Annotated in this window: 13 protein-coding genes and 1 tRNA gene; 6 read left to right on the top strand and 8 right to left on the bottom strand. The window is 68.9% G+C overall.

Going from position 1 to position 10997, the window contains the following annotated elements:
• Positions 1 to 704, top strand: a 704-nt coding sequence (gene rarD / locus VB080_RS15900; RefSeq protein WP_323419423.1) for an EamA family transporter RarD, incomplete at its 5' end; no start/stop codon positions are given.
• A 102-nt stretch (positions 705 to 806) separates the two neighbouring features.
• Here rarD and VB080_RS15895 read toward each other — a convergent pair.
• Positions 807 to 1247, bottom strand: coding sequence for a hypothetical protein (locus VB080_RS15895; protein ID WP_323419422.1), 441 nt, complete (start codon positions 1245 to 1247; stop codon positions 807 to 809).
• 233 nt (positions 1248 to 1480) lie between these two features.
• On the opposite strand from VB080_RS15895, the gene VB080_RS15890 reads away from it, so the two are divergent.
• From VB080_RS15890 to VB080_RS15880, 3 genes are all read left to right on the top strand, one after another.
• Positions 1481 to 2746 carry an aspartate kinase gene (locus VB080_RS15890; RefSeq protein ID WP_323419421.1) on the top strand — a complete coding sequence of 422 codons (1266 nt, stop codon included), beginning with the start codon at positions 1481 to 1483 and terminating at the stop codon, positions 2744 to 2746.
• Positions 2747 to 3000: 254 nt separating this feature from the next.
• Positions 3001 to 3294 (top strand): type II toxin-antitoxin system VapB family antitoxin, encoded by a 294-nt coding sequence (locus VB080_RS15885; protein ID WP_323419420.1) that lies wholly within the window; start codon positions 3001 to 3003, stop codon positions 3292 to 3294.
• A 38-nt stretch (positions 3295 to 3332) separates the two neighbouring features.
• Positions 3333 to 3887, top strand: coding sequence for a LytR C-terminal domain-containing protein (locus VB080_RS15880; RefSeq protein WP_323419419.1), 555 nt, complete (start codon positions 3333 to 3335; stop codon positions 3885 to 3887).
• Between the two features lie 81 nt (positions 3888 to 3968).
• Here the strand turns inward: VB080_RS15880 and VB080_RS15875 are convergent, their stop codons facing one another.
• The 7 genes from VB080_RS15875 to VB080_RS15845 all read right to left on the bottom strand — a co-directional run bounded on the left by VB080_RS15875 (position 3969) and on the right by VB080_RS15845 (position 9517).
• Positions 3969 to 5450 carry a potassium/proton antiporter gene (locus VB080_RS15875; protein ID WP_323419418.1) on the bottom strand — a complete coding sequence of 494 codons (1482 nt, stop codon included), beginning with the start codon at positions 5448 to 5450 and terminating at the stop codon, positions 3969 to 3971.
• A 153-nt stretch (positions 5451 to 5603) separates the two neighbouring features.
• Positions 5604 to 5993 (bottom strand): dihydroxyacetone kinase phosphoryl donor subunit DhaM, encoded by a 390-nt coding sequence (gene dhaM, locus VB080_RS15870; RefSeq protein WP_323419417.1) that lies wholly within the window; start codon positions 5991 to 5993, stop codon positions 5604 to 5606.
• Positions 5990 to 6634 (bottom strand): dihydroxyacetone kinase subunit DhaL, encoded by a 645-nt coding sequence (gene dhaL / locus VB080_RS15865; RefSeq protein ID WP_416339649.1) that lies wholly within the window; start codon positions 6632 to 6634, stop codon positions 5990 to 5992. Before dhaL ends, dhaM begins: the two co-directional genes overlap by 4 nt.
• Before the next feature lie 4 nt (positions 6635 to 6638).
• Complete coding sequence (dhaK, locus tag VB080_RS15860) at positions 6639 to 7634, bottom strand: dihydroxyacetone kinase subunit DhaK (RefSeq protein ID WP_323419415.1); 996 nt, start codon at positions 7632 to 7634, stop codon at positions 6639 to 6641.
• A 369-nt stretch (positions 7635 to 8003) separates the two neighbouring features.
• A tRNA-Ser gene (locus tag VB080_RS15855) sits at positions 8004 to 8088 on the bottom strand.
• 213 nt (positions 8089 to 8301) lie between these two features.
• Positions 8302 to 8736, bottom strand: coding sequence for a tRNA adenosine(34) deaminase TadA (gene tadA / locus VB080_RS15850; RefSeq protein WP_323419425.1), 435 nt, complete (start codon positions 8734 to 8736; stop codon positions 8302 to 8304).
• A 136-nt stretch (positions 8737 to 8872) separates the two neighbouring features.
• Positions 8873 to 9517 (bottom strand): tRNA adenosine deaminase-associated protein, encoded by a 645-nt coding sequence (locus VB080_RS15845; protein WP_323419414.1) that lies wholly within the window; start codon positions 9515 to 9517, stop codon positions 8873 to 8875.
• A 164-nt stretch (positions 9518 to 9681) separates the two neighbouring features.
• On the opposite strand from VB080_RS15845, the gene upp reads away from it, so the two are divergent.
• Both upp and VB080_RS15835 read left to right on the top strand, forming a co-directional pair.
• Positions 9682 to 10308: a uracil phosphoribosyltransferase gene (gene upp, locus VB080_RS15840; RefSeq protein ID WP_323419424.1), complete on the top strand. Its 627-nt coding sequence runs from the start codon at positions 9682 to 9684 to the stop codon at positions 10306 to 10308.
• Between the two features lie 139 nt (positions 10309 to 10447).
• On the top strand, positions 10448 to 10997 hold a 550-nt coding region (locus VB080_RS15835; protein ID WP_323419413.1), incomplete at its 3' end, for a GNAT family protein.

The raw sequence follows: 10997 nt of genomic DNA, 5'->3' as shown, positions 1-10997 counted from the left end.
TGGCCGGGCTGATGGGGGCCGGCGTCCTGGTGACGATCAACTGGCTGGTCTATGTCTGGGGAGTGGTGAACGACCACATCGTCGACACCGCCCTGGGCTACTTCATCAACCCGCTGTTCACCGTGACGCTGGCGGTGCTCGTGCTGCACGAGAAGCTCCGGCCGGCCCAGTGGGTGGCGGTCGGGGTCGGCGCGGCAGCGGTGATCGTGATCGCCGTCGGCTACGGACAGATCCCCTGGGTGGCGCTGGCGCTGGCCGTCTCCTTCGGGCTCTACGGCCTGGTCAAGAACCGGGTGGGCGGCAAGGTGTCGCCGCTGGTCGGCCTCACCGTCGAGACCAGCGCGCTGGCCCCGATCGCGTTGATCTACCTGGTCTGGCTGCAGGCCACCGGGAACGGCACCTTCGTCGGCCACGGCCCACTGCACACCACGCTGCTGGCCAGCGCCGGCATCGTCACCGCGATCCCGCTGCTGTTGTTCGCCGAGGCTTCCGGACGGATTCCGCTCAGCATGATGGGACTGATCCAGTACCTCACCCCGACCATCCAGTTCGCCTTCGGCGTGTGGGTGAACCACGAGGTGATGCCGCTGCCACGGTGGATCGGCTTCGGCCTGGTCTGGGTGGCTCTGATCACACTGACCGTCGACAGCCTGCGCTCGGCCCGCCGCCGTCCGATACTGGTCGAGCCGGAGATCATGGACTGAGCACCGCGGCGGCCCGGCCGGATGGTCACTCGGGGCCCCCGGTCCCTCCGTGAGCCAGCTGAACCGCGCTAGCCGGGTCGGCGGAGCGGCCGAGCGAACAGGTCAGCGCAGGTCGTCCTCGGGAGGACGCCGGGTCTGTTGGGTGCGGTTGATCCGGCGGCGCTTCTGGTCGTGCGCGACGCCCTCCAGAGCCGAGCCGGCCACGATCGCGATGACGATCGCCGGGAACCACGGCAGGTAGCCGAAGATCGCCAGGACGATCATGACCGGCCAGATGAGGCGGGCTACCGTGCGCACGGTCTGCTCGGCCGGGCTGCGCTGGCTCACGGCCGCCCGATAGGGCGGCTGGCCGGGAACCAGCACCGCGCCACTGACTGCGTCCGGCGGGTTCCAGGAGGCCTGCCCGGCCTGCGGTTGCTGGTACGGGTCGGCGGCACCGCGATAGGGATCGGACCCCGTGGCCGAGGGGGACGCAGGCGCGGTGGCGAACGGCGGCTGCGTCCACTGCTGCTGTTCCTCGGAAGGCCAGGACTGATTGGTCACGTCGTCCATGGTAGGTCGGGGTGTTGCTGCCAGCCTGGGCGGTGACCCTGAAATCCCCAGCCACAGCCCTGAACTGCCCCTGAGCGACCCCTCCCCCGGCCGGGTGAGCCCCGGTCCGCAGGTCCCCGCCGGAGAACCGGGAGTGCGGTGAACCACGCGATGAGCGCCGCGGGCGTTCCACTACAGTTGGCACGGCTCGCGAGCCCGGCTCGCAGCGATCCAGGAGGCAGCACGTGCGCGTGGTACAGAAGTTCGGCGGCTCGTCGGTCGCGGATGCCGAGAGCATCAAGCGGGTGGCGCGGCGGATCGTCGCCACCCAGGCCAGGGGCAACCAGGTGGTCGTGGTGATCTCCGCCATGGGCGACACCACCGACGAACTGATGGACCTCGCCCAGCGGGTCTCGCCCAGCCCCCGTCCCCGCGAACTCGACATGCTGCTCACCGCCGGCGAGCGGATGTCCGCCGCCCTGCTGGCGATGGCGATCAACGACCTCGGCGCGAACGCCCGCTCGTACACCGGGTCGCAGGCCGGGGTGATCACCACCGGCACCCACGGCAACGCCCGCATCATCGACATCACCCCCGGCCGGATCGAGTCGGCACTGGACGAGGGCGACGTGGTGATCGTCGCCGGCTTCCAGGGGGTCTCGCAGACCACCAAGGACGTCACCACCCTGGGCCGCGGCGCGTCCGACACCACGGCGGTCGCGCTGGCCGGCGCCCTGGGCGCGGAGTACTGCGAGATCTACACCGACGTGGACGGGGTGTTCACCGCCGACCCGCGGATCGTCCCCGGTGCCCGGCAGATCCCCGAGATCAGCTATGACGAGATGATGGAACTGGCCGCCAACGGTGCCAAGATCCTGCATCTGCGGTGTGTGGAGTACGCCCGCCGCGAGAACGTCCCGGTCCATGTGCGGTCGTCCTTCTCGGAGCGGGCGGGCACCTGGGTGAAGGACATCAAGTACAAGGAGACCGGCATGGAAGAACCCCTGATCTCGGGTGTGGCACACGACCGCAGCGAGGCGAAGATCACCGTCGTCGGCGTGCCCGACGAGGTCGGCGAGGCCGCCCAGATCTTCACCACCCTGGCCGGGGCCGACATCAACATCGACATGATTGTGCAGAACGTCTCGCGGGAAGTGGACGGCCGCACCGACATCTCCTTCACGCTGCCGCAGAACGACGGCGCCAAGGCGATCGGGGCGCTGCGTGCGGCCCAGGACCGGATCGGCTTCACCGACGTCGCCTACAACGACGCCATCGGCAAGGTGTCGGTGGTCGGGGTCGGGATGCGCTCCCACCCTGGCGTCACCGCACGCTTCTTCCACGCGCTGGCCGAGGCCGGGGTGAACATCGAGATGATCTCCACCTCCGAGATCCGGATCTCGGTGGTGGTCCGCTCCGAGCACGTCGACACCGCCGTCCGGGCCGCTCACACCGCCTTCGGGCTGGACTCCGACGAGCAGGCTGTGGTCTACGCGGGCACCGGCCGCTAGCGAACCGCCGGTCACCGCGCCGAGCCTCCGCTGTCGTTCCCGCCAGCCGGGAACCCCACCCCGACAGCCGGAGATCCGCGCTTTCGCGGGGTGACGCAGGCCCACCCGGCCGGCGCCGAGCACAGGCCGCTGCGGACGGCCGCGCCCGCCCGCAGCGGACGCTCCCACCGTGACAGCCGGACGGTGCCGCGGCTTGCCATGGGTTCGGGCCGGGGCACTCCACCTGCACCGTGCCGGGCGCCTATGCTGGCGGGGTGATCTTCAAGCGCGTCGGCGAGTCCCGGCCGTACCCCGAGCACGGGTACACCCAGCGGCAGTGGGCGGTGATCGCTCCCCAGCAGGTGCGGCTGGATGAACTGGTGACCACCAAACGCACCCTCGACCTCGAGCAGTTGCTGGAGGACGACTCGACCTTCTACGGCGACCTGTTCGCCCACGTCGTGTCCTGGCAGGGCGACCTCTATCTCGAGGACGGCCTGCACCGCGCGCTGCGGGCGGCGCTGCAGCAGCGCCAGACGATGCATGCCCGAGTTCTGGAACTCAAGTAGGCTGGCACAGATCGCCCGAACCGATCCAGGAGTGACGAGTGGATTCAGCGCGCAAGATCTTCCGGCTGGTGCGTACGCCGGTGACCTTGATCCTGCTGCTCTGCATCATCGGCTACGGCGCAAAATGGGGCTATGACAAGGCCACCGAGCCGATTCCGCCGCGTCCGCCGACACCCTGCACGATGTTCGACGTCGGTAAGGAACTCACGCCGCGCTGGGTGACCGCGCGGGTGCTCAACGGTGGCACCCAGGGCGGACTGGCCCGCAACACAGCGCTCAACCTGCGCGCCTTCGGGTTCACCGTCATCAAGGTGAACAACACCGAGGAGCGGATCACCAACACGGTGATCGTCGGCAGTTCCGCCGATGATCCCGAGGTGCAGCTGCTGATGAACTTCTTCGAGGACGCCACCGCCCGCGGGGACGGCCGGGTCGACCATGTGGTCGACGTCCTGGTCGGCAACGACACCGTCCGGGTCACCGATCCGAAGGTCCGCTCGGTGAAGGTGGACGACAAGGTCTGCCTGCCGGCCGACACCAAGGTTCCGACTCCGCTGCCGACGCCCACGCCGTCCCCGAAGAAGAAGGGGTAGCGTCCCCGGCCGCGACGTCTCTGCCGGCTCGCGGAACCACTGGCAACACCGCGCAGGTTCAGTGCCGCTGGCTGGCTTTCCTCAGTCTCGCGTCCAGCGGGCCAGCCGGCCGCCCCGCGAGATCGCGATGAACCGGTGCTCGACCCGGCGCCGGTCGGCGGCCTGGGTGACGATCAGCAGGTCGTCCCCGATCTTGATCGGATCGTCCATGGTCGGGGCGAACGGCTCATCGGCCCGGACGATCAGCGACACCACCGAGTTCTTCGGCAGCCGCAGTTCGCGGATGGTGACCCCGTTCAGGTGCGATCCCTCGGGCACGTGCACCTGCATCATGTCGGCCCTGATGGTGTCCAGCGGGGCGAACTCGATGTCGATGTCGGTGGCGTCATCGCCGCTGGAGACCTTCAGCGCCCGGGCAACCCAGGGCAGGGTGGGCGACTGCAGCACGGTGAACACCACGACGAAGGAGAACACCAGGTTGAACACCTCCAGGGCATGCGGCGACCCGGCGGCCAGCGGCACCGTCGCCATGATGATCGGCACCGCCCCGCGCAACCCCGCCCAGGAGATGAACGCCTGTTCCCGCCAGGGGAGCTTGAACCAGGACACGCAGATCACCACCGACAGCGGTCTGGCCACGAAGGTGAGGAAGGCGCCGACCATGATGCCGGCGACCACCTCCCACAGCGTGATCGTGAAGATGTCGGTGAGCATGCCCAGCATGACGAACAGGCCGATCTGGGCGATCCAGCCGACGCCCTCGGCGAACGAGCGGGTGGCGTGCCGGTACGGGAGTTCCCCGTTGCCGAGCACCATCGCCACGACATAGACCGCCGCGAATCCCGACAGGTGAATCGTCGAGCCCAGGCCGTAGGCGAGCACCGTCCAGCCCATCGCGGCCAGCACGTAGAGACCGGACGCGGGCAGTTTGATCGCACGCAGCACCTGGACGCCCACCCAGCCCATCACCGCACCCAGAGCGACGCCACCGGCCAACTCGAGCAGGATCAGCCCGCCCATGGCCAGCGGGCCGGACTCGGTGCCGTTGCCCAGGGACAGCGAGGTGGCGGTCGCCACCAGCAGGACGATCGGTGCGTCGTTGAACCCGGACTCGGCCTCGATGATCGCGCGCAGCCGGGGTGGCAACGGCACCCGCCGCATCACGGCGAAGATCGCTGCGGCGTCGGTGGGCGAGGTGATCGCGCCCAGCAGCACCGCAGAGGGCAGGTCGAAGCCCAGCACGAAGAAGGCGAACGCCGCCACCGCCGCCACCGAGACCCCCACCCCGACGGTGGCGAGCAGAATGGCCATCGGCAGTGCGCCGCGAATCTCCTGCCACTTGGTGGTGAAACCGCCTTCGGCCAGGATCAGCACCAGGGCCGCGAAACCGAGCGAATGGGCCAGGTCGGCGTCGTTGATGTGCAGCCCGAACTCGCCGACGAGCACACCCAGCCCGAGGAACAGCAGCAGGGACGGGAGCCCGAATCGCGCCCCCAGCCGGGTCGCGAGGATCGAGGCGAGCAGGACGACCGAACCAAGCAGCAATACCTGGTCCAGTTCCACCGTGCCTCCTTGCACCCGGAGTTTATCGGTAGCTGAACCCGGTCAGTTACCATCCCCGAGTCGCGGACCCCGGCTTGACGGTGGACGGTTCCGCCGGACTGACCTCCGGGTACTGGAGAGCGCCTGACTGAGGGACCGTCGTCCCCACCTGGCTCAGGCGAACAGCTCCCGGGCCAGCGCGGACTGGGCCACGGCGGCGAGGTCGCCGCCGACCTGAGCGGTCACTCCGGCAGCCACGGCACCCTCGACGAGCGGTCCGTTGGCAAAGACGACGTGCTTCTTCTCCTCGTCGTCGAGGAAGTCGAGGACCGCCTCCACCGTCATGGTCGCCGAGCCGAGGTCGGTCAGGATCACGACGTCGTGACCGGCTGCGCGCAACTCGGTCACGGCGTCGTTCACCTTGTCGAAGGAGGTGCCGATCCGGCCGTCGTCGGTCCCGGCAGCAGCTCTCAGCGCCACGTCCCGGGCCATCTGGGCGGTCAGCTCGACGACTCCCTCGGCGAGCTTCTCCGAGTGGGAGACGATCACCAGCGCGACGCTCATGCGATCCCTGCGGCCTCGGCCGCGGCGGCGAGGATGTAGGCAGTCGAGGTGGCGCCCGGATCCTGGTGACCGATCGACCGGTCGCCGAGGTAGGAGGCCCGGCCCTTGGTCGCCTTCATCGGGATGGTCGCCTCGGCGCCCTCCAGTGCGGCCTTGGCTGCCGCGGCGAGAGCCTCGGCAGGGCTCTGACCAGCCGCAGCGGAGGCCTTGGCTGCCTCCAGTGCGGGCGTCCAGGCATCGACCATGGTCTTCTCGCCAGTGGTCGCCTTGCCCCGCGCGACGATGCCCTCCAGCGCGCCGCCGATCAGGGCGGCCACGCCGTCCGCGTCGACCTCGGTGGCATCCCCGAGCGCCTTGGAGGCGCGTAGGAAGGCGGTGCCGTACAGCGGGCCGGCAGCCCCACCGACGGTGGACATCAGGGTCTGTGCGACGACCTTCAGGACGTCCTGGACGCTGTCCGCACCCCCCTCGAGCTTCGCCACCACAGCGGTGAAGCCCTTGTCCATGTTGGCGCCGTGGTCAGCATCGCCGATCTCGCGGTCGAGCTCGATCAGCAGCATTCGATTCTCAGCAATGACGGCTTGGGCGCCGCGTATCCACGCCAGCGCCCAAGCAGTCGACAGTGTGTCGCTCACACGCACATCCTCACACGCCGCGGCGCAACGCGACAGTGTGGACGGGCGCGTCGTAGAGCTCGGTCAGTTCGTCATCGAGTTCGAGGACGGTGATCGAGCAGCCCTGCATCTCCAGCGAGGTGATGTAGTTGCCGACCAGCGAACGGCTGACCTCCAGGCCGGCGGCCTCCAGACGAGCACGGGCGTGCGCGTAGACGATGTACAGTTCGGCCTCCGGCGTACCACCCATGCCGTTGACGAACAGCAGCACCTTGCCCGACCAGGTGCGGTCAGCGAGGATCGCGTCCACCAACCGGTCGGTGATCTCGTCGGCAGGCGCCAGCTTGATCCGCTCGCGTCCGGGTTCGCCGTGGATGCCGATGCCGATCTCGATCTCGTCGTCGGGCAGGTCGAAGGACGGCTTGCCGACGTGCGGGACGGTGCAGGCGGTCAGTGCCACGCCCATCGAGCGAACCTTGGCGTTCACCCGCTCGGCGATGGCCAGGACGCCGTCCAGATCGTCGCCGCGCTCGGCGGCGGCACCGGCGATCTTCTCCACCAGGACGGTGCCGGCGACGCCGCGGCGTCCGGCGGTCCAGGTGGAGTCCTCCACTGCGACGTCGTCGTTGACCACGACTGCCTTGACGGTGATGTCCTCCATCTCGGCGAGTTCGGCGGCGGTCTCGAAGTTGAGCACGTCACCGGTGTAGTTCTTCACGATGTGCAGCACGCCCTTGCCGCCGTCCACCTTCTTGGTGGCCTCCAGGATCGGATCGGGGGTCGGTGAGGTGAAGACGGCGCCCGGCACGGCGGCGTCCAGCATGCCCAGGCCGACGTAGCCGGCGTGCAACGGCTCGTGGCCGGAGCCACCGCCGGAGACCAGACCGACCTTCCCCTGAACCGGGGCGTCAGCGCGGACCACGTAGTCAGGGTCGGTGTAGACGGTGACCAGATCGGCGTGGGCGGCGGCAAAACCCTTCAGGGTCTCGGCGACGACATTGGCAGGGTCATTGATGAGTTTCTTCACTGAGCTCTCCTTCGAGACCGGACTGGGGCAGGCACTCTCAATGCTGCCGTGTCCACCCGACAAGGAGAAAGGTTCTGTCGTGCAATTTCGTTCAGGGTTGTCCGCCGGGGTGAACGAACGTCGGGGGTGGACGGTGGATTGGCTGCGCCCCCGGCCTGGCCGCGCGTGCTCCAGCTGCGATTCTGCCGTCCCAGCCACGGTCCCGTGTGCGACCACCGCGCCGCTCCTCGGCCGCGGTCCCGGACGGGAAAAGCGACTTCGGCCGGCTCCAGGGCCACGCTGCCAGCCGGCCGAACGCTCCTCGGCCGCGGTCCGGACGGGAAAAGCGACGGGGCCCCGGCCTGATCGGCCCGAGCCCCGGTCACAACGCGGTGGCGGAGGGATTTGAACCCTCGGTGGGTTGCCCCACACTCGCTTTCGAGGCGAGCTCTTTCGGCCGCTCAGACACGCCACCGCGGGAGAGTGTAACCGCCCCACGCCCGGGGGAGCGAATCAGCGGACGCCTGCCGGCCACCCGCCATCCGGCGAGCGACTGCACCCAACGAACCACCGGACGGGATGTTCCACTCTGCTGGTCACCTTGACTCTGCCGACGCTGTGACACGTGCAAAGTCGAGCACGGCAGGCAGAGTGCGGCCCGCGGCAACTGCCAAGGGACGAGGCAGCGTCAGGAGCGCTGCGCCGCGAAGAACTCCTGCAGGATCGCAGCACACTCGGACTCCAGAACACCGCTGACCACCTCGGACCGATGGTTCAGCCGCGGGTCACGGACGACGTCCCACAACGATGAAACCGCGCCCGCCTTGGGGTCGAAGGCACCGAACACCAGCCGCCGGACGCGGGCCAGCACCAACGCGCCCGCGCACATCGTGCACGGCTCGAGGGTGACCACCAGCGTGCAGTCCTCGAGCCGCCAGGTACGCAACTCCTCCGCCGCCCGGCGCAGCGCCAGCACCTCCGCGTGCGCGGTGGGATCCTTCAGCAGTTCGCGTTCGTTGCCGGCCCCGGCGATCAGCCCGCCGTTCCGGTCCAGAACCACTGCACCGATCGGGACGTCGCCGTGGTCGGCTGCGGCCCGGGCCTCGTCCAGCGCCTGCCACATCGCGGGTTCCCACCGGTTCACCGCGCACCCCGTCCCGCGACGCTGCGCGCGCGACTCGTCGTCGCTCGCCCTGCGCGCGCTGGGACGAGGGGGACGCACAGCATGGCCGATCCGGACCGTGACATTGATGTGGCCGTCAGTCGAAGGAGCGTGAGACGGTCCGGGAGAACTCGGGGCCGAACTTGATCTTCTTCGCGATCTGCTCGAGCAGACCGGCGGAGTCCTCGTCGTACTCCGAGGCCAGTGCCTCCAACTCGAAATCGGGCAGCCCGGCGTCAACCAGGATGTCCAGGTCGCCTGCGGGGAAGGTGTCCTCGTCCTCGTCGGGGGAGTCGATGCCCAGGTAATCGACGACGTCGCGGGCGATCGGCCAGTCCGCAGCGGCTCCGGCATCGGACAGGAAGACCTGCACCTTCTTGCCGCGCACCCGCACCAGGACGAACACCTCGGTGGCCAGCGACACCATGGCCAGGGCGCCGGCGTCACCGGGAATCCGCCGCAGCTGGGTCATCAAGGCGTCCAGGTCGTTGGCCAGCTCAAGGTCGAGGCCGACCACCACCGGCTGCCCCTCCTCGCGGTAGAGCGCCAGGATCAGGTCGATGTCCTCCTCGGCGGCATCCTCGGGATAATCGTCGAAATCGTCGTCGGACTCGTCGGCGTCGTCCTCGTCATCGTCGTCGGGGCCGTCGAGTTCGAGGTCGTCATCCAACTCCTCCAGCCCTGCCCGGTCGTCACCGAGATTCGGCAACTCCAGCTCGAAGTCACCCGTGCTCCCGCTCACACCCCGCTCCTAACCTTGAGGTCTCCATCGTGACAGAGATCGACCGCTCAGGCACCCCCATCAGGCGATTCGCAAGGACAGCAGGACCCAGCCGGTCCACCGGAACCACACGTCGGTGCAGGCGGGTGTCGTGTGGGAGAGTTGTGGTCGTGGAACTCCTCGCTATCGATCACCCGCTGGTTGCCCACAAGGTGACCCTGCTGCGGGACGTGCACACCGCCAACCCGACCTTCCGCCAACTGGTCGAGGAACTGATGACCCTGCTGTCCTACGAGGCCACCCGTCAAGTGCGCATCGATCCGTGCGAGGTCACCACCCCGATCACCACCACCACAGGTGTCCAGCTCAGCAAGCCGACCCCGCTGGTGGTACCGATCCTGCGCGCCGGGCTGGGGATGCTGGAGGGCTTCCTGCGGGTGATGCCGACCGCCGAGGTGGGTTTCGTCGGCATGGTGCGCGATGAGGAGACCCTGCAGCCGTTCACCTACGCCGAGCGGCTGCCGGAGGATCTGTCCGGACGGCAGTGCTACGTCCTCGACCCGATGCTGGCGACCGGCGGCTCGCTGGGCGGTTGCGTGCAGTTCCTGGTGGACCGCGGCGCCGACCACATCACCTGCATCTGTCTGCTCGCCGCCCCGACCGGCATCGATCACGTCCGGGAGATCGTCGAGCCACTCGGCATCCCCTGCACGCTGGTGGTCGCGGCCGTGGACGAGAAGCTGAACGACGTGGGCTACATCGTCCCCGGCCTGGGCGACGCCGGAGACCGGTTGTACGGTCTGGCGAAGTAGCCTCCTCCTCCCCTCCTCCCCTCCTCCCCTCCTCTCCCCTCGCAGAATCCGGTTCGAAAACGCTGCCGGAGGGAATATCCCCCTCGGCGCCCGTTCTGGAACCGGATTGTGCGCTCGCTGTGACACCAAGGAGACACCCATGGACCTTGTGGACGCCTTCCCGCCATTCGGCCTGCGCGTCGAAGCGGGCCCGGTCGTGCTGCGTCCGATCACCGACGACGTGCTGCCGGCCTTGATTGAAGTGGCGCTGGGTGGCGTCCACGCTCCTGGTGACGACCCGTTCTACCGGCCGTGGACCGATGTTCCGGCGGACGAACTGCCGGCGAACTTCGCCCGGTTCCACTGGAGCCTGCGCTCCGGCTGGAGCCGGGAGCGCTGGGCGCTGGAACTCGCGGTTGAGTACGAAGGGCAGGTCGTCGGCGTGCAGGGCGTGGCCACCGAGGACTTCCTGGCCACCCGCAGTGGCGAGACTGGCTCCTGGCTGGGGCTGCAGCACCACGGCAGGGGCATCGGCACCCGGATGCGGCAGGCGCTCGGCGCGCTCTGCTTCGACCACCTCGGCTTCGAGCAACTCACCTCCGGCGCGTTCGCCGACAACCCGGCGTCGAACGGGGTGAGCCGCAGGGTCGGCTACCAGCCGAACGGTGTCGACCGGCTCGCCCGCCGCGGCACCTGGGTGGCCAACAACA

The organism is Propionicimonas sp. (assembly GCF_034927565.1).
In the GTDB taxonomy this organism is placed as follows: domain Bacteria; phylum Actinomycetota; class Actinomycetes; order Propionibacteriales; family Propionibacteriaceae; genus Propionicimonas.
The sequence above is the reverse complement of the archived record's forward strand: the minus strand, read 5'-3'. Positions and strand labels throughout refer to the sequence as shown.